Origin of the sequence: Pseudomonas sp. NBRC 111130, from assembly GCF_001320485.1 — a bacterium.
GTDB lineage: Bacteria > Pseudomonadota > Gammaproteobacteria > Pseudomonadales > Pseudomonadaceae > Aquipseudomonas > Aquipseudomonas vlassakiae.
In genome coordinates this window covers 24,861-45,877 of sequence record NZ_BCBG01000006.1, presented here as the reverse complement: position 1 = coordinate 45,877, position 21,017 = coordinate 24,861, and the positions used below count along the sequence as shown (strand labels likewise).

Below are 21,017 nucleotides of genomic sequence, written 5' to 3'. Positions count from 1 at the left end.
GGCGTATATTGATAGTTAGCAAACTATGAATATCCTTGGTTCCCCACATGTCCATTGACTCCTTGCGCCTGCAGGTCAGCAGCGGCATGGTGGTTGCCGCTCGCCATTGGCGGCGCATCTGCCACAACGCGTTGATCGGCTACGGTATCTCCGAGGCCTGCGCCGCACCGTTGCTGATGATCGTGCGCTTGGGCGATGGCGTGCATCAGGTGGCCGTGGCCCAGGCTGCCGGCCTGGAAAGCCCGTCGCTGGTGCGCCTGCTCGACCAACTGTGCAAGGCTGGCCTGGTCTGCCGCAGCGAGGACCCGCTGGACCGCCGCGCCAAGGGCCTGAGCCTGACTGCCGAAGGCCGTCGCCTGGCCGAAGCGATCGAAGCCGAACTGGTGCGCGTGCGCCATGACGTGCTGCAGGGGATCGACGAGGCGGACCTGCTGGCCGCATTGCGCGTGCTGCGTGCCTTCGAGGCTGCTGGCCTGGGCATTGCGGGCGGGGCGGCATGAACGGTTTCTTCAGCTCGGTGCCACCGGCCCGCGACTGGTTCTACGGCGTACGTACCTTCGCCGCGTCGATGATCGCCCTGTACATTGCCCTGCTGCTGCAGTTGCCGCGTCCATATTGGGCGATGGCCACCGTCTACATTGTCTCCAGCCCGTTCGTCGGCCCAACCAGCTCCAAGGCGCTGTATCGTGCCGTGGGGACGCTGCTCGGTGCTGCCGGGGCGATCTTCTTCGTGCCGCCGCTGGTGCAGTCACCGCTGTTGCTGAGCATCGCCATCGCCCTGTGGACCGGCACCCTGCTGTTCCTCTCGCTGAACGTGCGCACGGCCAACAATTACGTGCTGATGCTGGCCGGCTACACCTTGCCGATGATTGCCCTGGCGGTGGTCGACAACCCGCTGGCGGTGTTCGACGTGGCGTCCTCCCGGGCCCAGGAGATCTGCCTGGGGATCGTCTGCGCGGCGGTGGTCGGTGCGATTTTCTGGCCGCGCCGGCTGGCCCCGGTGGTGGTGGGTGCCACCGGCAACTGGTTCACCGAAGCGATCCGCTACAGCGACATTTACCTCGCCCGTGAAGCCAGCGCCGACAAGGTCGCAGGCATGCGTGCAGCGATGGTCACCACGTTCAACTCGCTGGAGCTGATGATCGGCCAGCTCGGCCACGAAGGTGCCGGCCCGCACACCCTGAAGAATGCCCGCGAGCTGCGCGGGCGGATGATCCATCTGCTGCCGGTGATTGATGCCCTTGACGACGCTCTGATCGCCCTCGAAGGCCGCGCCCCGCTCCATTACGCGCAGCTCCAGCCAGTGCTGGATGCCGCCCGCGAATGGCTCAAGGGCACCGCCGACAGCGCGTCTGTCTCGCGCTGGACGGCTTTGCACGAGCAGATCGACCGCTTGCAGCCCGGCGCCGCCGCGCTCGATCAGCGTGCCGAGCTGCTGCTGTCCAACGCACTTTACCGCCTGACGGAATGGGCCGACCTGTGGCAGGACTGTTGCTCCCTGCAGCATGCCCTGCGCAGCGACGACCCCAAACCCTGGCGCGCGGTCTACCGCCACTGGCGGCTGGGCCGCCTGACCGCATTCTTCGACCGCGGCCTGATGCTCTACTCGGTGGTCTCCACGGTGCTGGCGATTGTCGTCGCCTGCGGGCTGTGGATCGGCCTGGGCTGGAACGACGGCGCCAGTGCGGTGATCCTCGCCGCGGTGTCGTGCAGCTTCTTCGCCGCCATGGACGACCCGGCGCCGCAGATCTACCGGTTCTTCTTCTGGACCTTGATGTCGGTGATCTTCTCCAGCTTGTACCTGTTCCTGGTGCTGCCCAACCTGCACGACTTCCCGATGCTGGTGCTGGCCTTCGCGATCCCGTTCATCTGTGTCGGCACCCTCACCGTGCAGCCGCGCTTCTATCTCGGCACCTTGCTGACCATTGTCAACACCTCGACCTTCATCAGCATCCAGGGTGCTTATGACGCCGACTTCCTGACCTTCCTCAACTCCAACCTGGCGGGCCCGGCCGGCCTGCTGTTCGCATTCATCTGGACCCTGGTGATGCGCCCGTTCGGCGTGGAGCTGGCGGCCAAGCGCATGACCCGCTTTGCCTGGCGCGACATCGTCGAAATGACCGAGCCGGCGACCCTGGCCGAGCACCGCCAACTCGGCGTGCAGATGCTCGACCGCTTGATGCAGCACCTGCCCCGCCTGTCGCAGACCGGCCAGGACAGCGGGGTGGCACTGCGCGACCTGCGCGTCGGGCTTAACCTTCTCGACCTGCTGGCCTACCTGCCGCGGGCCGGTCAGCAGGCCCGCGAACGCCTGGGCACGGTGATCGAGGAGGTCGGCGCGCACTACGCCGCCTGCCTGCGGGCCGGTGAACGTCTGCACGCGCCAGCCGCACTGCTGCGCAACATGGAGCGGGCACGCCTGTCGCTGAACCTGGATGAACTGTACGAACGCGGCGATGCCCGCACCCACTTGCTGCATGCCCTGGCAGGCCTGCGCCTGGCGCTGCTGCCGGGTGTCGAGGTGATGCTCGAGCCTGCCGAACAACCGCAACTGCCCCCCGGCCTGGACGGAGCGCCCCTGTGATCGGTGAACTGGATATCAGCGGGGTATTCCTGCCCACGCTGCTGGTGATGATGTTTGGCACCTACCTGCTGTTCCTGGGGGTGCACGCGGTGCTGGTGCGCCTGCATTTCTACCGCCTGGTCTGGCACCGGGCGCTGTTCAACGTTGCCCTGTACGCCGTGCTGCTGGGCGCGGTCGACCACTTTTGCCGAAGCCTGATGCTGCCATGAAAAAACCTTTGCTGACCCTGGGCCGTGTGGTCCTGACCTTGCTGGTAGTGACCTTCGCCGCCGTGCTCGTGTGGCAGATGGTGGTGTACTACATGTTCGCCCCCTGGACCCGCGACGGGCACATCCGCGCCGACGTGATCCAGATCGCCCCGGACGTGTCCGGCCTGATCCAGAAGGTCGAGGTGCGCGACAACCAGACCGTCAAGCGCGGCGACGTGCTGTTCACCATCGACCAGGACCGCTTCACCCTGGCCCTGCGCCAGGCCAAGGCGACGCTCGGCGAGCGCCAGGAAACCCTGGCCCAGGCGTCCCGCGAAGCGCAGCGTAACCGCAAGCTCGGCAACCTGGTGGCGGCCGAGCAGCTGGAAGAGAGCCAGTCCCGCGAGGCCCGCGCCCGCTCGGCGGTCAGCGAGGCCCAGGTGGCGGTCGACACTGCCCAGCTCAACCTGGATCGCTCGGTGGTGCGCAGCCCGGTGGATGGTTATCTCAACGACCGCGCACCGCGTGACCACGAGTTCGTCAGCGCGGGTCGCCCTGTGCTGTCGGTGGTCGACAGCGCCTCGTACCACGTCGATGGCTACTTCGAGGAAACCAAGCTGGGTGGCATCCACATCGGCGACGCAGTGGACATCCGCGTGATGGGCGACAACACCCGTCTGCGCGGCCACGTGCAGAGCTTCGCTGCCGGCATCGAAGACCGTGACCGCAGCAGCGGTGCCAACCTGCTGCCCAACGTCAACCCGGCGTTCAGCTGGGTGCGCCTGGCCCAGCGTATTCCGGTGCGCATCGCCTTCGACGAAGTGCCGGAAGACTTCCGCATGATCGCTGGGCGCACTGCCACGGTGTCGATCCTCGAGGGCCAGCGGCCATGAAACAGCTGATCCTCGCGGGGCTCTGCCTGTCCCTGGGGGCCTGCATGATGGTCGGCCCCGATTACCAAGTACCGAAGGACGCGGCGGTGCAACGCAGCGACCTCAACGGCCCGCTGCGCCAGGATGCCGACAGCGTGGTGTCGGCGCCGGTGCCCGAGGACTGGTGGCAGCTGTATCAGGATCAGCGCCTCAACGAACTGGTGCGCCAGGCGCTGAGCGCCAACACAGAGCTGCGCGTCGCTGCGGCGAACATCGCCAAGGCCCGTGCACAGGTCGAAGTGGCTGAGTCCCAGGGCGGCTTCAACGGCGGCATCAAGGCCGGCGCCCAGCGCCTGCAGGAGTCCGGCCAGGCCTTCCTGCTGCCTGAAAAGGTGCCGGTGGCCAACATCGGCGAGGCGATCATCAGTGCCTCGTACCAGTTCGACCTGTGGGGCACCTTCAAGCGCGGCACCGAGGCCGCCAAGGCCAACGCCGACGCGGTGCAGGCCGCCGCCGACACCGCGCGCATTACCTTGGTGGCCGACGTGGTCAAGGCCTACACCCAGGTGTGCTCGGCCAACGAGGAATACCACATCGCCCGCGAGTCGCTCGACCTGCAGGAGCAGAGCGTGAAGCTCAACCAGCGCCTGCGTGACGCGGGCCGTGGCGACGAAACCCAAGTCACCCGCTCGCAGACCCAGTTCAAATCCTTGCGTGCCGAACTGCCGCGCTTCAAGGCCGAGCGCGAGACTGGCCTGTATACCCTGGCAGCGCTGCTGGCCAAGCCTGTGGATAAATTACCTGCCGGCACCGCTGACTGCGCCGAGCTGCCACAGCTGAACCAGCTGGTGCCGGTTGGCGACGGTGCGGCGCTGCTCAAGCGCCGCCCCGACGTGCGCCAGGCCGAACGCCAGCTGGCGGCGGCCACCGCCGAGATCGGTGTGGCGACCGGTGCGCTGTATCCGGATATCAGCATCGGGGCTCAGGTCGGCACCATCGGTATCCTCGAGGACCTCGGTGATCCGTCGACAAACCGCTGGGGCTTTGGCCCGCAGATCAGCTGGAGCATCCCGACCAACGGCACCCGCGCCCGCATTCGCATGGCCGAAGCCTCGACCCAGGCGGCGCTGGCGCATTTTGATGGGGTGGTGTTGAACGCCATTCGCGAAACCCAGACCCGTTTGGCGCAGTACAGCGCCTTGCTTGACCGGCGTGATGCGCTGGCCGAGGCGGAGAAGTCGGCGAAGGAAGCGGCGGACCAGACGCACCGGTATTACCAGGCAGGGCGTGAGTCGTTCCTGGCGGATTTGCAGGCGACGCGGACTTACACCGACATGCGCTCGCAGCTGGCGGCGGCTAACAGCCAGGTGGCGTTGGGGCAGATTGGCGTGTTCCTGGCGTTGGGTGGGGGGTGGAAGGAAACTGCCAAGCACTGAGATTGCGGTCGTTGTGGGAGCGGTTCTACAGGCTCCCACAAGTATGCCTCGAGCACTTGAGGGGTATCACTTTTTTGGACCTGAATCAAATCCCTCAGTCTTGATCTCCCTCCGAACTATCCTACAGGGCCTGTCGGAAACAGCTGTCTTGGCTGAAAAGTCTTCCCGGAATAATGTCCTCGGGTCTCCTTTCCAAAGGCATTGACCCTTTCGCAATTCATTCCTTCTGTTTACTTCCTGCGCCGCACGCATTGGTCCGGGTGCAGTTCCCTGGCTTGAATTTATATCGATATGGATATATTTTTTGATCTGCAGCTTCCTGCATGTTCAGCCAAGCCTTGTGAGACGGACGGATGGAGCAGTGTGATTCAGTGCCTTGGAAAGGGCGAGTCATGAATTGCACATCAAGCGTCTGGATCGACGGAATAGGGGGATCTGCATGCGGGTCGATGAGAAACCCATCGAGTGGGTGGGCAGCAGTAAAGAGGACGTACGCAGTTTTCCGCTGGTAGCTAGACAGCGAGCTGGGTACCAACTGGATTTGATTCAGGCAGGCGAGGAGCCTGCGGACTGGAAGCCTGTGGAAACGGTAGGACAAGGCGTACGGGAGATTCGCATCAAATGCAAAGACGGCGCTTTTCGCGTTTTTTATGTCATTAGCCGCCCTGAAGCCATCTATGTCCTGCATGCGTTTCGCAAGACTACTGAGAAGACTGAAAGACGCGACATCGACTTGGCAAGAGCCCGGTTCAAGTCGCTGAGTTAAAACGGAGAGATTCAACAATGGCAAACGAGCGATCTACCTCGGTTTGGGACGTGTTGGTTGATTCGCCTGAAGAGGCCGAGAACCTCCGGCTGCGTTCGAAGCTGATGCGCGAATTGACCAAGGCTGTGCGAGCCTGGGATCTTCCGCAGAAAGATGCAGCAAAGCGGTTGCGAGTGACTCAACCGCGCTTGAGCGAGTTGCTCAATGGCAAGATTGATAAATTTTCACTGGATGCCCTGGTAAACCTGCTGGCCAATGCTGATCTGGAAGTAGATTTCACGGTGAAAGGGAAGGCAGCATAGTTCGGGCAAGTGATTCGCTTCGGGTTGGCCTTGCGCTGGCCAGCATTGTTAGCGCTGGCCAGTCTACCTGCGCTGTCAGATATTTCCGAACCTGAAACCAAATGCTTCAATTCGGGTTCCATGTCGAATTATCCTACGGCACCTGTCGGAAGGTGCTGTCTTGGCTGGGAAGTGCTCCCGGACTACTGTCCCTGGGTCGCCTCGCAAGGCGATCGGGCGTGAGACACCCGGTTTACATTCGGTAGCACCGCTTCATGGCGGTCGTGTGCGGACAGGCTTTGGCCTGGCCGGGGTTACCGTATGTCCCGGGTCTCACACCGTGCACGACTGCCACCCAATTCCGTGAGACGAAGAGGAGAGCAGTTCCATCTCTCATACGGAGTTCCGACATGAAAAAGCTCGTACCCGACCCACCTTCATCCTCTATGCCTCAACTCGACATCCCTGGCTTCTCGTTCATCACCCCGCCCAGCACCGAACAATGCGACTCGCTGGTCCATGCTTTGACCCTTACCGTGCAGCAAACCTACAGCGTCCTGCTGGACAGCGAACCAGGCCCACAACGCGATGCCATGGCCATGAACATCCGTCTGCTATGCCGAATGGTTTCTGCCTTGGCCGACCATTCGGACCTCCCCATCTAAAGCAAGGAGCGACAGGATGAGCACTTATCCACAAGATGCAGTAACAGCAGGCATTGAGACCTTCGATCTGTTCAGCCTCAAGCCCAACGTGCCCTTTGACCATGCGTTCTCGCAGCTTTCGGTGTTGCTCGGCTGCATCCGCCACCTGACCACCGAAGCGGAAATGGAGAATGACCGCGTGGCTGGAAGTGCGGCGCGGATTCTCAGCGAGATGGCCAAGGCCCTGATTGATGATATGGAACGCGGGCTGAACAAGGTACATCAATAGGCTTCACAACCTTTTGCATCGCTACAGGGATTGGGCTTGCCCGCGTAGACCGCGTCGACTTCTTCGCGGGTAAACCCGCTCCCACAGGGATCGCGCTTCTTTGAAGAGAATTGAACGCATTGCCCGGCTGTCATCCCTTTCCCCACTTCATCTGATTAGTCTCAAGATATTTCATGAAATCCACCCCCAGCCCTTGAGCGAAGCAAAGTGGAAGTGAACAATGTTCTCTTTCGCATTCCCTCCGAGACTGGCCATGAAAACCCGTTCCCGTCTGCTCGCCTGGTTGCCAGCTGTACTGCTCGGCCCGCTGCTGGCGCTGTGCAGTTCCCTGGCGCAGGCCGAAGCGCCCGCTGAGGCCGCCAAGGCCCTGCATTTACTGGACTACATTGGTGCCGACTATCCGCCAACCGTGGAAAACGGCACGGTCATCGACGACGGCGAATACCGCGAGCAGCAGGAATTCAGCACGGTTCTGGCCGACCTGGTCAAAGGCCTGCCGGCCAACGCCGAACAAGCCGGGCTTCAGCAGGGCGTGCAAGCGCTGCGCCAGGCCATCGACCAGCGCCAGGACGGCGCTGCGGTAGCCAAGCAGGCCCGCCAGTTGGGTGCGCGCCTGGCGGTGGCCTACGAGGTCAGCCAGGCCCCGGTAATCACCCCGGACCCCGCCCGAGGTGCGTCGCTGTATGCACAGAACTGCTCGATCTGCCACGGTGATACCGGCGCCGGTGATGGCCCGGCAGGTGTGGGCCTGGAACCCGCACCGGCCAACCTGCGGGACACCGCACGCCTCGACCAGTTGAGCCTGTTCGACCTTTACAACACCCTGGCGCTGGGGATCGACGGCACAGAAATGCCGTCCTTCGCCGATCAGCTGGATGAGCGCCAGCGCTGGGACGTGGCCGCCTACGTCGCCAGTTTTACGGCCAAGCCGGAAGCCGCCAAGGGCGACAAGACCTGGAACATCGCTGATCTGGCCCGCCAGACCCCGGCCGAAGTCGCCGCCAACGAAGGCGCTGCGTCGGTCGAGGCGTTCCGCGCTCAGCGTGCCCAGCCGCCGCAGGTCAAGCGCGGCCCGTCGCAGTTGCTCGCTTACACTGCCAGCACGCTGGACAAGAGCTTGGCGGCTTACCGTGCAGGCGATCGTGATCAGGCCTACGACCTGTCGGTAGCGGCTTATCTGGAAGGCTTCGAACTGGTTGAAAGCTCGCTGGACAACATCGATACCGTAGCGCGCAAGAGCACTGAAAAGACGCTGATGGCTTACCGTCAGTCGCTGCAGGATGGCCTGTCAGTCGCCCAGGCTGAACAGCGTCTGGCCGAAGCGAAAACCAAGCTCGACCAGGCCGCCAAGCTGCTGGGCAGCGATGGCCTGAGCTGGTCGCTGAGCTACATCTCCGGCCTGCTCATCCTGCTGCGCGAAGGTCTTGAAGCCATTCTGGTTCTGGCGGCGATCCTGGCCTTCCTGCGCAACACCGGCCAGCAATCGGCCATGCGCAGCGTCAACATCGGCTGGGGCCTGGCGCTTGTCGCAGGCTTTGCCACCTGGGCCGTGGCGGCCTATGTGATCGACGTCGGCGGTGCCCAGCGTGAGCTGCTGGAAGGCAGTACGGCCTTGTTTGCCAGCGTGATGGTGCTGTGGTTGGGCGTGTGGATGCACGACCGACGTCATGCGGCTGCCTGGCAGGACTACATCAAGAGCAGCCTGGTCAGTGGCGGCGGGCGCTTCGGCTTTGCCGTGCTGGCGTTCTTCTCGGTGTACCGTGAGCTGTTCGAAGTGATCCTGTTCTACGAAACCCTGTGGCTGCAGGCTGGCCCGGCGGGTCACCAGGCGGTGCTCGCCGGAGGGGCCACTGCGCTGGTGCTGCTGGTGGGCCTGGCTTGGGTGATCCTGCGCGGGTCGGCCAAGCTGCCACTGTCGCTGTTCTTCAGCATCAACGCCGGGCTGCTGTGTGCCCTGTCGGTCGTGTTCGCCGGGCATGGCGTGAAGGCGCTGCAGGAGGCGGGTGTGCTGGGTACGCGGCCGATGGCGTTCTTCGAGTTCGACTGGCTGGGGATTCACCCCGATGTGTATTCGCTGAGTGCGCAGGCGGTGGCGCTGCTGGCGATTCTGGTGTTGTATGGGCGTAGTCGCCTGGCCGACAAGCGCCGGGCTGCCGTTTAAGGTTGATGCTGCTGGCCTCTTCGCGGGCAAGCCCGCTCCCACAGGCCTCGTGCTGCCCCTGTGGGAGCGGGCGTGCCCGCGAAGAGGCCAGTGCAGGAAAATAGAGATTTAGCTCAATGCGCATCTGGATCGACGCCGACGCCTGCCCCAAGGCAGCCAAGGACCTGATCGTCAAATTCGCCCTCAAGCGCCAGCTCGAGGTGGTCATGGTGGCTGGCCAGGCCGTTGCCAAACCGGCGTTCTCGATCGTCCGCCTGATCGTGGTGCCCAGCGGCATGGACGCGGCCGACGATTACCTGGTCGAGCACGCTGTGCCTGGCGAGCTGGTGATCTGCAGCGACGTACCGCTGGCCGACCGCCTGATCAAGAAGGGCGTGGCCGCGCTGGATCCGCGTGGCCGTGAGTTCGACGAACGCAACATGGGTGAGCGCCTGGCGGTGCGCAACCTGTTCACCGAGCTGCGTGAACAGGGCCAGGTCGGAGGCGGGCAGGCGCCCTATGGCGACCGCGAGAAGCAGGCGTTCGCCAATGCTCTGGACCGTATCCTCACCCGCCTGGGCAAGGGCTGATCACTCCCCTTCGTGTGTCAGCTCCAGCACCCGGTCCACCAGTTTGTAGATGCCACTGGCGGCTTCACTGATCGACTTGGCCACCATGTAGGCCGGGGTGGTCACCAGCTTGCGCTGGGTGTCTTCGACGATGTCATGCACATCACACACTTCGTGCTTGCCGCCCATCTTTTCCACCGCCGCCGCGGTACCTGCGTCATTGCCGATGGTGCAGACCACGCCCGGGCCATAGATCTTCGCCGCCAGCGCCGGCGAGATGCAGATCAGGCCGATCGGCTTGCAGGCTTCGGCAAAGGCTTCGGCCAGGCTCAGCACGTCCGGGTTTACCGTGCATTCGGTGCCTTCCACGGCAAAGTTGGACAGGTTCTTCGCCGCGCCGAAACCACCGGGCACGATCAACGCATCGAAATCCTCGGCCTTTGCCTCACGGAGGTCCTTCACTTCGCCACGGGCGATTCGCGCCGACTCGGTCAGCACATTGCGTGACTCGGGCATTTCCTGACCGGTCAGGTGGTCGATCACGTGCATCTGCGCAATGTTCGGCGCAAAGCACTGCACCTGTGCGCCGCGCTGGTCCAGGCGCAGCAGGGTGATCACGCTTTCGTGGATTTCCGCGCCGTCGTACACACCACAGCCGGAAAGAATCACCGCTACTTTCTTGGTCATGCTCATTACTCCATTTTCGAGGCGCTAAATGACTCCATTTTCGAGGCGCTAAATGTCGTCTAGTTTGGCAGATGTGGCCATAGGGATTACGCCGGGCGCATCCTAATCTCTGTGGATAACCCTATCGAGCGTTGCCCATGGACCTGATTCTGCTGGCCGTGCCGTTCTTCTTCGTGCTGATCGCTGTGGAGCTGATTGCCGACCGCGTGCGCGGCCAACGCAACTTCACCCTTGCCGATTCGATCAACAGCCTGAGCACCGGCGCGCTGTCCACCAGCACCGGCCTGTTGACCAAAGGGGTCGGGCTGCTGAGCTATGCGCTGGCCTGGGAGCACCTTGCGCTGCTGCGTCTGCCGTCGAATGCCATGTGGGTCTGGCTGCTTGCTTTCGTGCTGTACGACCTGTGCTACTACTGGCTGCACCGTCTGGGGCACGAGCGCAACGTCCTGTGGGCGGCGCACTCGGTTCATCACCAGAGTGAGGAATACAACCTCACCACCGCCCTGCGCCAGACCAGCAGCGGCTTCATCTTCTCGTGGATCTTCTACTTGCCGCTGGCGCTGATCGGCGTGCCGCCCGTGGTGTTCATCACCGTGGCGTCGCTGAACCTGCTGTATCAGTTCTGGGTACATACCCGGCATATCCCCAAGCTTGGCTGGCTCGAGTGGGTGTTGATCACGCCCTCCAACCATCGCGTCCACCATGCGCAGAATCCTGTTTACTTGGATCGCAACTACGGCGGCGTGTTCATTGTCTGGGACCGTCTGTTCGGCACTTTCAGGGAGGAAGACCCGGCCGAGCCGGTGGTGTTCGGTGTGACCACGCCCTTGGCCAGCTGGAATCCGCTGTGGGCCAACCTGCAGTTCTACGCCCAGCTTTACAGCGATGCCCGCCGCACGCGCAGCTGGAAGGACAAGCTGCGCATCTGGTTCATGCCCACTGGCTGGCGCCCGGCCGATGTCGCGGCAGCTTATCCACAGGCGAAGCAGAACCTGGCGTTGTTCCGCAAATTCGAGATTGCCCTGGGCCGGGCGTGGCAGGTGTACGTGGCGGTGCAGTTCGCGGTCTACATCGCGTTGGGCAGTTATCTGATGGACGTGGCCGAACGTGTGCCAAGCGCCGCGCTGGTGCTGGGTTGGTCGCTGATGGCGTTTGGCTTGTTCGTGCTGGGTGCGGCCCTGGAAAACCGGCCGTGGGCGGTGCGCCTGGAACTGGCGCGCCTGCTGACGCTGGTGCCGGCGCTGTACCTGGCCGGCACGCTCGGCTTAGCGGTGGTCGTGCCCGTGTTCTGGCTGCTTCTCGGTGTTTACCTGCTGTTCAGCGTTGGCGGGCTGTTCTTCTGCCGCCGCGCGGCGTTCGGCACGCAGGGTACGAAAACGCCGGCGCAGCCAGAGCAGGCCACCCAGCAGCAACAGGCCGCCGAGCACCCATAGCTCGTACTTCTTGATGCTGCCCAGCATGCCTTCGAGGATAGCGCCGAAGTGATAGGCCGCCAGGCCCAATACCAGGGCCCAGACGGCGGCGCCGATGCCGTTGAGCAGCAGGTAGCGACGCGGCGAGTAGCCAGACAGGCCGATGGCGATCGGCATCACCGTGCGCAAGCCGTAGACGAAGCGGAAGCTCAGCACCCAGATGTCGGGGTGGCGGCGGATATGCTCCAGCGCGCGGTCACCCATGGCCTGCCAGCGCGGCTTGCGCGCAAGGATCTTGCGCCCGTGGCGTCGGCCCATGAAGTACCACAGCTGGTCGCCAGCGTAGCTGCCACAGAAGGCCACCAGAACCACCAGCTTGATGTCCATGTATTCGCGGAACGCAAGGAATCCCGCAAGTACCAGAATGGTCTCGCCTTCGAAGAAGGTGCCTAGAAAAAGGGCAAAGTAGCCGAAATCCTGCAGGAATTGTTGGAGCATTTTCTGAGGTGCTGGCGAAATGAACGCGCAGCCTACCCCTTCGCGCGCATTCGTGAAAGTGTCCAAATGTGTCTCGACGTGAACAATTCCTACACGGACAATACCGGCAGCCTTAAGTCGCGGCTTGCGCGAAGCGGTAACACAGCCGTCATAATGGGCGCTTATCTTGCCGCTCAATTGATCATAGGGCGTTAACGTCCTCAGGAACGTCAGATGAATAATGAAGTGCTAACCCCTGTCGCGATCAAGGACGCCCAGGCAGTCCCCGAACAGATGGTACAGACCCCGCCAGACCTGCCCGAGGTCGTCGAGCCGGTGGTCGAAGTCGCCGCTCCGGCCCCTGCGCCGACGCCGGCCATTGCCGTCCCGAGCCTGGACGACAGCAGCCTGTACATTCATCGCGAACTTTCCCAGCTGCAATTCAACATCCGTGTGCTGGAGCAGGCGCTGGACGAATCGTACCCGCTGCTCGAGCGCCTCAAATTCCTGCTGATCTTTTCCAGCAACCTCGACGAGTTCTTCGAGATTCGCGTCGCCGGCCTGAAGAAACAGATCAACTTCGCCCGCGAACTGGCCGGCGCCGATGGGCTGCAGCCGCATCAGGCGCTGGCACGCATCAGTGAGCTGGTGCACATCGAGGTGGAGCGCCAGTACGCGATCCTCAACGATGTGCTGCTGCCGGAGCTGGAAAAGCACGCCATCCGCTTCATTCGTCGCCGCTACTGGACACCCAAGCTCAAGTCCTGGGTGCGCCGTTACTTCCGCGACGAGATCGCGCCGATCATCACCCCGATCGGCCTTGACCCGACCCACCCGTTCCCGCTGCTGGTGAACAAGAGCCTGAACTTCATCGTCGAGCTCGAAGGGGTCGACGCCTTCGGCCGCGATTCCGGCCTGGCGATCATCCCGGCGCCACGCCTGCTGCCGCGCGTGATTCGTGTGCCGGAGGAGGTTGGCGGCCCAGGCGATAACTATGTCTTCCTGTCGTCGATGATCCATGCCCACGCCGATGACCTGTTCCAGGGCATGAAGGTGAAGGGTTGCTACCAGTTCCGCCTGACCCGCAACGCCGACCTGGCGCTGGACTCCGAAGAGGTCGACGACCTTGCCCGTGCGCTGCGCGGTGAGCTGTTCTCGCGCCGCTACGGCGATGCCGTGCGACTGGAAGTTGCCGACACTTGCCCTAAACACCTGTCGGACTACCTGCTCAAGCAATTCAGCCTGAGCGAGAGCGAGCTCTACCAGGTCAACGGCCCGGTCAACCTGACCCGCCTGTTCAGCATCACCGGCCTCGACAGCCACCCGGAGCTGCAGTACACGCCATTCACCCCGGCGATCCCCAAGCTGCTGCAGAACGCGGACAACATCTTCAGCGTGATCGGCAAGCAGGACATCCTGCTGATGCACCCGTTCGAGTCCTTCACCCCGGTGATCGACCTGCTGCGCCAGGCCGCCAAGGACCCGCACGTGCTCGCCGTGCGCCAGACCCTGTACCGTTCAGGGGCCAACTCGGAAATCGTCGACGCCTTGGTGGATGCGGCGCGTAACGGCAAGGAGGTCACTGCGGTGATCGAATTGCGCGCGCGCTTCGACGAAGAGTCCAACCTGCAGATGGCCAGCCGCCTGCAGGCTGCCGGTGCGGTGGTGATCTACGGTGTGGTCGGGTTCAAGACCCACGCCAAGATGATGCTGATCCTGCGCCGCGAGCAGGGCGAGATCGTGCGCTATGCGCACCTCGGTACCGGCAACTACCACGCCGGTAACGCCCGCCTGTACACCGACTACAGCCTGCTGACCTCCGACGACGCCCTCACCGAGGACGTCGGCAAGCTGTTCAGCCAGCTGATCGGCATGGGCAAGACCCTGCGCATGAAGAAGCTGCTGCACGCGCCATTCACCCTGAAGAAGGGCATGCTCGACATGATCGCCCGGGAGACTCAGTTCGCCCTGGAAGGCAAGCCCGCGCACATCATCGCCAAGTTCAACTCGCTGACCGACGCCAAGGTCATCAAGGCGCTGTACAAGGCCAGCCAGTCGGGCGTGAAGATCGACCTGGTGGTGCGCGGCATGTGCTGCCTGCGTCCAGGCATTCCGGGGGTTTCGCACAACATTCAGGTGCGCTCGATCATCGGCCGCTTCCTCGAGCACACGCGGGTGTTCTACTTCCTCAATGGCGGCGAAGAGCAGATCTACCTGTCCAGTGCCGACTGGATGGAACGCAACCTCGACAAGCGCGTCGAGACGTGCTTCCCGGTCGAGGGCAAGAAGTTGTTGCTGCGGGTGAAAAAGGAGCTGGAAGGCTACCTGACCGACAACACCCACGCCTGGACCTTGCAGCCTGACGGGCGCTACGTGCGCAGCACCCCGACCGGCAACCAGAACCCACGCAGTGCCCAGGCGACCCTGCTGGAGCGCCTGAGCAACCCGGTCCTCAACGTACGCTGAGGACGAAGCCGACCCGGGCCAGCCACTCCGCCTCATTGGCGAAGTCGGCCTGGGTCAGCTGGTTCTGTTCCAGCCAGCCTTCAGGGAACACCACTTCAAGGCTGTCTTCGCCGGCCTGCAGCTCTACCTTGGGCATCTGCTGGTTGCCACGGATATGGTGGAACAAGATGGCGAAGCGCAGCAGCACGCACAGGCGGATCAGCTGCACGGCTTCGTCGCCGAATTCCGAAAACTTGTCCTTGGGGATGTTGCGCCGATGGCCGCGCACCAGCAGCGCCATCATCTGCTGCTCGTCGCGAGAAAACCCCGCCAGGTCGGAGTGCTCGATCAGGTAGGCGCCATGCTTGTGATAATGGTAATGGGCGATATCCAGGCCGATTTCATGGATTTTCGCCGCCCAGCCCAGCAGGTCGCGCCAGTTGCCTTCTTCAAGCTTCCAGGCCTTGGCCACCTGGTCGAAGGCGTGCAGTGCCTTGCGTTCGACGCGTGCCGCCTGGCCCTGATCGACGTGATAACGCTCCATCAGCGAATTGAGGGTGCGCTCGCGTACATCCTCGTGGTGGTGGCGGCCGAGCAGGTCGAACAGCACGCCTTCACGCAAGGCGCCGTCGCAGTGGTCCATGCGCTGCAGCTCCAGGGCGTCGAAAATGGCTTCGAGAATCGCCAGGCCGGCCGGGAAGATGGCCCGCCGGTCGGGTTTGATGCCTTCGAAATCGATCTTGTCGGCCTCGCCGAGCTTGAACAGCTTGCGCTTGACCCAGGCCAGGCCCTCGGCATTCACCTCGCCGTTGCCCAGGCCGCCGGCCTTGATTGCGGCGCCGATGGCGCGGATGGTGCCGGACGAGCCGATGGCCTCGTCCCAGGTCAGGCGATGCAGGGCGTTTTCGATGCTCATCAGTTCCAGGCGTGCGGCGGTGTAGGCCTGGGCGTAGCGCGCCGGGGTGATCTTGCCGTCGCGGAAGTAGCGCTGGGTGAAGCTCACGCAGCCCATTTGCAGGCTTTCGCGCAGCAGCGGTTCGAAGCGCTGGCCGATGATGAACTCGGTACTGCCGCCGCCAATGTCGGCGACCAGGCGCTTGCCGGGCGTGTCGGCCAGGGTGTGCGACACGCCGAGGTAGATCAGGCGTGCCTCTTCACGGCCGGAGATGACTTCGACCGGGTGGCCGAGAATGGCTTCGGCGCGCTGGATGAATTCGTTGCGGTTGCGCGCTTCGCGCAAGGCATTGGTGCCGACGATGCGCACGGAGCCTGCCGGCATGCCGTTGATCAGTTGGGCAAAACGCTTGAGGCATTCCAGGCCTCGCTCCATGGCTTCTTCGCTGAGCTTGCGCTCATCGTCGATGCCGGCGGCCAGCTGAACCTTCTCGCCGAGCCGCTCGAGAATGCGGATTTCGGTATGGTGAGCCTTGGCCACGACCATGTGGAAGCTGTTGGAGCCCAGGTCGATGGCGGCGATCAGGGACAGGTTCTTCGCGGAGGTATGCGGCATTCTGTGTGTTCTCGGTCGGTAACCCGGCAATCGTGCCACGATCCTTGGCTGACGCCAACGCGCACCGCACCGGGCCTTGATGCAAGGCAATGTGCCATTCCATGCTATGACACTTGTGTGACAGTTTGGATTCGTGGTGTCTTGCACAACTATAGTTACACTCAATCGTCCGTGACTTCCTGTAGGGCCTGGGTGCCGCTATCATGGGCCACGTTTTTTTGCTTACGACCCTGGAGATATCCATGAGCAGCGATCTGATCAAACACGTCACCGACGCCACCTTCGATGCCGAAGTCCTGCAGGCTCAAGGCCCGGTGCTGGTCGACTACTGGGCTGAATGGTGCGGTCCATGCAAGATGATCGCTCCGGTTCTGGACGACATCGCCTCCTCCTATGAGGGCAAACTGACCGTCGCCAAGCTGAACATCGACGAAAACCAGGAAACCCCGGCCAAGCACGGCGTGCGTGGCATCCCGACCCTGATGCTGTTCAAGAACGGCAACGTCGAAGCCACCAAGGTCGGCGCTTTGTCCAAATCGCAGCTGGCCGCGTTCCTCGACGCCCACCTGTGATGTGAAGAAAAAACCCCGCAAATGCGGGGTTTTTTCTTTTTCAGAGCACTGGACGCAGAAAAAAGCAAGTGTTACATTCGGCCTCGCACTGCTTCTTCAGTGCCCTCTGCACGCCGTCGCCGAAGCATCCCTAATTCGAATCAGTACGCGATCCTGTCGCCATCAAGCGGCGCGGCCTCATTAAGCCAAAGCTTAATTCTCCCTTCTTACATGATTACGTCATTCCCCTTATGAACCTGACTGAACTCAAGCAAAAGCCGATTACCGATCTTTTGGAAATGGCCGAACAGATGGGCATCGAAAACATGGCCCGTTCGCGCAAACAGGACGTGATTTTCGCCCTGCTGAAAAAGCACGCGAAAAGCGGCGAAGAGATCTCGGGTGACGGCGTGCTGGAGATTCTCCAGGATGGTTTCGGTTTCCTGCGTTCGGCTGATGCGTCCTACCTGGCCGGCCCTGACGACATCTACGTCTCGCCAAGCCAGATCCGCCGTTTCAACCTGCGTACCGGCGACACCATCGTCGGCAAGATCCGCCCACCGAAGGAAGGGGAGCGTTACTTCGCCCTGCTGAAGGTCGACACCATCAATTTCGACCGCCCGGAAAACGCGAAGAACAAGATCCTCTTCGAAAACCTGACGCCGCTGTTCCCGAACAAGCGCCTGAAGATGGAAGCCGGCAACGGCTCCACCGAAGACTTGACCGGTCGCGTCATCGACCTGTGCGCCCCGATCGGCAAAGGCCAGCGTGGCCTGATCGTCGCTCCGCCGAAAGCCGGTAAGACCATCATGCTGCAGAACATCGCGGCGAACATCACCCGTAACAACCCAGAGTGCCACCTGATCGTCCTGCTGATCGACGAGCGCCCTGAAGAAGTGACCGAAATGCAGCGCACCGTGCGCGGCGAAGTGGTCGCTTCGACCTTCGACGAGCCGCCAACCCGCCACGTGCAAGTTGCCGAGATGGTGATCGAGAAGGCCAAGCGCCTGGTCGAGCACAAGAAGGACGTGGTCATCCTGCTGGACTCCATTACCCGTCTGGCCCGTGCCTACAACACCGTGATCCCGAGCTCCGGCAAGGTACTGACCGGTGGTGTCGACGCCCATGCACTGGAGAAGCCGAAGCGTTTCTTCGGCGCCGCGCGTAACATCGAGGAAGGCGGCTCGCTGACCATCATCGCCACCGCGCTGGTCGAAACCGGCTCGAAGATGGACGAAGTGATCTACGAAGAGTTCAAGGGTACCGGCAACATGGAACTGCCCCTGGACCGTCGTATCGCCGAGAAGCGTGTGTTCCCGGCCATCAACATCAACCGTTCCGGTACCCGCCGCGAAGAGTTGCTGACCGCCGACGACGAACTGCAGCGCATGTGGATCCTGCGCAAGCTGCTGCACCCGATGGACGAGATCGCCGCCATCGAGTTCCTGGTCGACAAGCTCAAGCAGACCAAGACCAACGACGAGTTCTTCTTGTCGATGAAGCGCAAGTAAGATCGTCGTACCACACGAAAAGCCGGGGAAACCCGGCTTTTTGCTATCTGTACTTTGGCTATTGCTGCCCTATCGGCGCTACACTCAGCACCCCGACCGATACGGCCAATACGAGGCTCATGCATGCAGTATCGCGATTTGCGCGACTTCATCCGTGGCCTGGAGCAGCGCGGTGAACTCAAGCGCATCCAGGTTCCGATTTCCCCAGTCCTGGAAATGACCGAGGTCTGCGACCGCACCCTGCGCGCCAAGGGCCCGGCTTTGTTGTTCGAAAAGCCCACCGGCTTCGATATGCCGGTGCTTGGCAACCTGTTCGGCACGCCAGAGCGCGTGGCCATGGGCATGGGTGCCGAGTCGGTCGACGAACTGCGCGAGATCGGCAAACTGCTGGCTTTCCTCAAGGAGCCCGAGCCGCCGAAAGGCCTGAAAGATGCCTGGTCCAAGCTGCCGATCTTCAAAAAGGTCGTGTCGATGGCACCCAAGGTGGTCAAGGATGCGGTGTGCCAGGAAGTGGTCGTCGAGGGTGACGATGTCGACCTCGGCCAGTTGCCGATCCAGCACTGCTGGCCGGGCGACGTGGCGCCGCTCATCACCTGGGGCCTGACTGTGACGCGTGGTCCGAACAAGGACCGCCAGAACCTGGGCATCTACCGCCAGCAGGTGATCGGCCGCAACAAGGTGATCATGCGCTGGCTGAGCCACCGAGGCGGCGCGCTGGACTACCGTGAGTGGTGCGAAAAGAACCCGGGCCAGCCGTTCCCGGTCGCCGTGGCCCTGGGCGCTGACCCGGCTACCATCCTTGGCGCCGTGACGCCAGTACCGGACACTCTCTCCGAATACGCCTTTGCCGGCCTGCTGCGTGGCAATCGTACTGAGCTGGTCAAGTGCCGTGGCAGCAACCTGCAGGTACCCGCCACCGCTGAGATCATCCTCGAAGGCGTGATACACCCGGGCGAAATGGCCCCGGAAGGCCCTTATGGCGATCACACCGGCTATTACAACGAGGTGGACAGCTTCCCGGTGTTCACCGTCGAGCGCATCACCCACCGGCAAAACCCGATCTACCACAGCACCTACACGGGCCGGCCGCCGGATGAGCCGGCGATTCTGGGGGTGGCACTGAACGAAGTGTTCGTGCCGATCCTGCAGAAGCAGTTCCCGGAAATCGTCGATTTCTACCTGCCGCCTGAAGGCTGCTCGTACCGCATGGCTGTGGTGACCATGAAAAAGCAATACCCAGGCCACGCCAAGCGCGTGATGCTGGGTGTGTGGTCGTTCCTGCGACAGTTCATGTACACCAAGTTCGTTATCGTCACCGACGACGACATCAACGCTCGCGACTGGAACGACGTGATCTGGGCCATTACCACGCGCATGGACCCCAAGCGTGATACGGTGATGATCGACAACACCCCGATCGATTACCTCGACTTCGCGTCGCCGGTATCCGGGCTGGGGTCGAAGATGGGCCTGGACGCCACGCACAAGTGGTCGGGCGAGACTACACGCGAATGGGGCCGGGTTATCGTCAAGGACGAGGCCGTCACCCGCCGTATCGATGAGCTGTGGGATCAGTTGGGAATAGATTGATGCAGGTAACGTTGCAGCCGTCCGGGGCGGTGCTGGCGCTTGAACCCGGGGAACGGATCCTGGATGGAGCGCGGCGGCTGGGCTATGACTGCCCGAATAGCTGCCGCAATGGCAATTGCCATGTCTGCGCCGCGTTGTTGGTCGAAGGAAGCGTGCGTCAGGACGGTGAAGTCCGTGACCATGGCGAGTTGTTTACCTGTATTGCCGAGCCGCTGGAGGACTGTGTGTTGCTCTGGGATGGTGTGCTGGCCCCGGGCGAGCTGCCCGTGCGCAAACTGGCGTGCAGCCTGAGCGAATGCGTCGAGGTCGGTGGCGACGTCTGGCGCGTGCGCTTGCTGGCGCCAGCCGGCAAGCCGCCGCGTTACCATGCTGGGCAGTACCTGATGATCGAGCGCGAGGGCGGCAAGCCGGCAGCCTTTTCGCTGGCTTCTGCGCCACATTCCGGGCGCGAGCTCGAGCTGCATGTGCTGGGCCGCGAGGCTAGCGCGCTGCAGTTGCTGGCGCAGTTGCAGCGTGACCGCATGGCGCGTATCGAAATGCCATTCGGCGATACCCACCTCGCCGAGCTGCCTGACGGGCCGCTGGTGCTGATTGCCGCTGGCACCGGCATGGGCCAGATGCACAGCTTGGTCGAACATTGCCGCGCCCAGGGCTTCAAGCACCCGGTGCACCTGTACTGGGGCGTGCGCCGCCCGGAAGACTTCTACAGCATCGAGCATTGGGCTGAATGGGAGCGCTTGCCCAACCTGTTCTTGCACAAAGTGGTCAGTGACCTTTGTGGCTGGGAAGGGCGTTGCGGCATGCTGCACGACGCGGTGCGTGAAGATGTGAAAGACCTCAATACCGTGCATGTGTATGCCAGTGGTTCGCCGAACATGGTCTACGCCACCCTCGACGCCTTGGTCGAGGCTGGCATGGATGCGCATCGCATGCGCGCCGATGTGTTTGCCTACGCACCACGCGCTTAATAACCGAAGTTTGAAATAGTGGGTATAAGGCGGTCATTGTTACCGCCTTGGCCATTAACTTTCGCGGCCATCGAAACAATACTTCCCAGTCGTCGGA

General features: G+C 62.6%; 19 protein-coding genes and 1 pseudogene. 17 read left to right on the top strand and 3 right to left on the bottom strand.

Annotation, left to right across the window (positions count from 1 at the left end):
- The first annotated feature begins 47 nt into the window (after positions 1–47).
- The 11 genes from APH33_RS04070 (at position 48) to APH33_RS04020 (ending at position 9,790) form a co-directional block, all read left to right on the top strand.
- Positions 48–500 carry a MarR family winged helix-turn-helix transcriptional regulator gene (locus APH33_RS04070; protein WP_054883919.1) on the top strand — a complete coding sequence of 151 codons (453 nt, stop codon included), beginning with the start codon at positions 48–50 and terminating at the stop codon, positions 498–500.
- Positions 497–2,584, top strand: coding sequence for an FUSC family protein (locus APH33_RS04065; RefSeq protein WP_054883918.1), 2,088 nt, complete (start codon positions 497–499; stop codon positions 2,582–2,584). Before APH33_RS04070 ends, APH33_RS04065 begins: the two co-directional genes overlap by 4 nt.
- Positions 2,581–2,793 carry a DUF1656 domain-containing protein gene (locus APH33_RS04060; protein WP_016392395.1) on the top strand — a complete coding sequence of 71 codons (213 nt, stop codon included), beginning with the start codon at positions 2,581–2,583 and terminating at the stop codon, positions 2,791–2,793. Before APH33_RS04065 ends, APH33_RS04060 begins: the two co-directional genes overlap by 4 nt.
- The gene (locus APH33_RS04055) at positions 2,790–3,665 is read left to right on the top strand and encodes an HlyD family secretion protein (RefSeq protein ID WP_054883917.1); all 876 of its coding nucleotides are present in this window, start codon (positions 2,790–2,792) and stop codon (positions 3,663–3,665) included. Before APH33_RS04060 ends, APH33_RS04055 begins: the two co-directional genes overlap by 4 nt.
- The gene (locus tag APH33_RS04050; protein ID WP_054883916.1) at positions 3,662–5,080 is read left to right on the top strand and encodes an efflux transporter outer membrane subunit; all 1,419 of its coding nucleotides are present in this window, start codon (positions 3,662–3,664) and stop codon (positions 5,078–5,080) included. The genes APH33_RS04055 and APH33_RS04050 overlap by 4 nt, the downstream gene beginning before the upstream one ends.
- Positions 5,081–5,519: 439 nt before the next feature.
- Positions 5,520–5,846, top strand: a complete 327-nt coding sequence (locus APH33_RS04045) for a type II toxin-antitoxin system RelE/ParE family toxin (RefSeq protein ID WP_054883915.1) — start codon at positions 5,520–5,522, stop codon at positions 5,844–5,846.
- A gap of 17 nt (positions 5,847–5,863) precedes the next feature.
- Positions 5,864–6,148: a helix-turn-helix domain-containing protein gene (locus APH33_RS04040; RefSeq protein WP_054883914.1), complete on the top strand. Its 285-nt coding sequence runs from the start codon at positions 5,864–5,866 to the stop codon at positions 6,146–6,148.
- A gap of 389 nt (positions 6,149–6,537) precedes the next feature.
- Positions 6,538–6,792, top strand: coding sequence for a hypothetical protein (locus APH33_RS04035; RefSeq protein ID WP_054883913.1), 255 nt, complete (start codon positions 6,538–6,540; stop codon positions 6,790–6,792).
- Between the two features lie 16 nt (positions 6,793–6,808).
- Entirely contained in the window at positions 6,809–7,060 is a 252-nt protein-coding gene (locus APH33_RS04030; RefSeq protein WP_054883912.1) for a DUF3077 domain-containing protein, read from the top strand.
- 220 nt (positions 7,061–7,280) lie between these two features.
- The gene (locus APH33_RS04025) at positions 7,281–9,221 is read left to right on the top strand and encodes an FTR1 family protein (RefSeq protein ID WP_054883911.1); all 1,941 of its coding nucleotides are present in this window, start codon (positions 7,281–7,283) and stop codon (positions 9,219–9,221) included.
- A 116-nt stretch (positions 9,222–9,337) separates the two neighbouring features.
- The gene (locus tag APH33_RS04020; RefSeq protein ID WP_054883910.1) at positions 9,338–9,790 is read left to right on the top strand and encodes a YaiI/YqxD family protein; all 453 of its coding nucleotides are present in this window, start codon (positions 9,338–9,340) and stop codon (positions 9,788–9,790) included.
- On the opposite strand, the gene elbB is transcribed toward APH33_RS04020, so the two are convergent.
- A complete protein-coding gene (gene elbB / locus APH33_RS04015; protein ID WP_054883909.1) occupies positions 9,791–10,456 on the bottom strand; it encodes an isoprenoid biosynthesis glyoxalase ElbB in 666 nt (221 codons plus the stop codon). It abuts the gene before it with no gap.
- Between the two features lie 137 nt (positions 10,457–10,593).
- On the opposite strand from elbB, the pseudogene APH33_RS27895 reads away from it, so the two are divergent.
- A pseudogene (locus APH33_RS27895) lies at positions 10,594–11,220 on the top strand (sterol desaturase family protein); the annotation flags it as partial.
- Positions 11,221–11,721: 501 nt separating this feature from the next.
- On the opposite strand, the gene APH33_RS26310 reads toward APH33_RS27895, so the two are convergent.
- Positions 11,722–12,366, bottom strand: a complete 645-nt coding sequence (locus tag APH33_RS26310) for a DedA family protein (protein ID WP_177332348.1) — start codon at positions 12,364–12,366, stop codon at positions 11,722–11,724.
- 213 nt (positions 12,367–12,579) lie between these two features.
- Here APH33_RS26310 and ppk1 point away from each other — a divergent pair, with 213 nt between their 5' ends.
- Positions 12,580–14,811, top strand: a complete 2,232-nt coding sequence (gene ppk1 / locus APH33_RS04000) for a polyphosphate kinase 1 (protein ID WP_054883906.1) — start codon at positions 12,580–12,582, stop codon at positions 14,809–14,811.
- On the opposite strand, the gene ppx is transcribed toward ppk1, so the two are convergent.
- Positions 14,798–16,300, bottom strand: a complete 1,503-nt coding sequence (gene ppx / locus APH33_RS03995) for an exopolyphosphatase (protein ID WP_054883905.1) — start codon at positions 16,298–16,300, stop codon at positions 14,798–14,800. The two genes, ppk1 and ppx, sit on opposite strands and share 14 nt — an antisense overlap.
- 242 nt (positions 16,301–16,542) lie before the next feature.
- Between ppx and trxA the strand changes: the two genes are divergently transcribed.
- From trxA to APH33_RS03975, 4 genes are all read left to right on the top strand, one after another.
- Positions 16,543–16,872 carry a thioredoxin TrxA gene (trxA, locus tag APH33_RS03990; protein WP_054883904.1) on the top strand — a complete coding sequence of 110 codons (330 nt, stop codon included), beginning with the start codon at positions 16,543–16,545 and terminating at the stop codon, positions 16,870–16,872.
- Between the two features lie 230 nt (positions 16,873–17,102).
- Positions 17,103–18,362, top strand: a complete 1,260-nt coding sequence (gene rho / locus APH33_RS03985) for a transcription termination factor Rho (protein WP_003253661.1) — start codon at positions 17,103–17,105, stop codon at positions 18,360–18,362.
- A 123-nt stretch (positions 18,363–18,485) separates the two neighbouring features.
- The gene (gene ubiD / locus APH33_RS03980) at positions 18,486–19,952 is read left to right on the top strand and encodes a 4-hydroxy-3-polyprenylbenzoate decarboxylase (protein ID WP_054883903.1); all 1,467 of its coding nucleotides are present in this window, start codon (positions 18,486–18,488) and stop codon (positions 19,950–19,952) included.
- The gene (locus tag APH33_RS03975; RefSeq protein ID WP_054883902.1) at positions 19,952–20,920 is read left to right on the top strand and encodes a CDP-6-deoxy-delta-3,4-glucoseen reductase; all 969 of its coding nucleotides are present in this window, start codon (positions 19,952–19,954) and stop codon (positions 20,918–20,920) included. Before ubiD ends, APH33_RS03975 begins: the two co-directional genes overlap by 1 nt.
- Positions 20,921–21,017 lie beyond the last annotated feature (97 nt).

Bases quoted from the DNA above. Each gene is read 5' to 3' on its own strand.
- APH33_RS04070 (WP_054883919.1), top strand. From the start codon at position 48: ATGTCCATTGACTCCTTGCGCCTGCAGGTCAGCAGCGGCATGGTGGTT.
- APH33_RS04065 (WP_054883918.1), top strand. From the start codon at position 497: ATGAACGGTTTCTTCAGCTCGGTGCCACCGGCCCGCGACTGGTTCTAC.
- APH33_RS04055 (WP_054883917.1), top strand. From the start codon at position 2,790: ATGAAAAAACCTTTGCTGACCCTGGGCCGTGTGGTCCTGACCTTGCTG.
- APH33_RS04050 (WP_054883916.1), top strand. From the start codon at position 3,662: ATGAAACAGCTGATCCTCGCGGGGCTCTGCCTGTCCCTGGGGGCCTGC.
- APH33_RS04045 (WP_054883915.1), top strand. From the start codon at position 5,520: ATGCGGGTCGATGAGAAACCCATCGAGTGGGTGGGCAGCAGTAAAGAG.
- APH33_RS04040 (WP_054883914.1), top strand. From the start codon at position 5,864: ATGGCAAACGAGCGATCTACCTCGGTTTGGGACGTGTTGGTTGATTCG.
- APH33_RS04035 (WP_054883913.1), top strand. From the start codon at position 6,538: ATGAAAAAGCTCGTACCCGACCCACCTTCATCCTCTATGCCTCAACTC.
- APH33_RS04030 (WP_054883912.1), top strand. From the start codon at position 6,809: ATGAGCACTTATCCACAAGATGCAGTAACAGCAGGCATTGAGACCTTC.
- APH33_RS04025 (WP_054883911.1), top strand. From the start codon at position 7,281: ATGTTCTCTTTCGCATTCCCTCCGAGACTGGCCATGAAAACCCGTTCC.
- APH33_RS04020 (WP_054883910.1), top strand. From the start codon at position 9,338: ATGCGCATCTGGATCGACGCCGACGCCTGCCCCAAGGCAGCCAAGGAC.
- elbB (WP_054883909.1), bottom strand. From the start codon at position 10,456: ATGACCAAGAAAGTAGCGGTGATTCTTTCCGGCTGTGGTGTGTACGAC.
- APH33_RS26310 (WP_177332348.1), bottom strand. From the start codon at position 12,366: ATGCTCCAACAATTCCTGCAGGATTTCGGCTACTTTGCCCTTTTTCTA.
- ppk1 (WP_054883906.1), top strand. From the start codon at position 12,580: ATGAATAATGAAGTGCTAACCCCTGTCGCGATCAAGGACGCCCAGGCA.
- ppx (WP_054883905.1), bottom strand. From the start codon at position 16,300: ATGCCGCATACCTCCGCGAAGAACCTGTCCCTGATCGCCGCCATCGAC.
- trxA (WP_054883904.1), top strand. From the start codon at position 16,543: ATGAGCAGCGATCTGATCAAACACGTCACCGACGCCACCTTCGATGCC.
- rho (WP_003253661.1), top strand. From the start codon at position 17,103: ATGAACCTGACTGAACTCAAGCAAAAGCCGATTACCGATCTTTTGGAA.
- ubiD (WP_054883903.1), top strand. From the start codon at position 18,486: ATGCAGTATCGCGATTTGCGCGACTTCATCCGTGGCCTGGAGCAGCGC.
- APH33_RS03975 (WP_054883902.1), top strand. From the start codon at position 19,952: ATGCAGGTAACGTTGCAGCCGTCCGGGGCGGTGCTGGCGCTTGAACCC.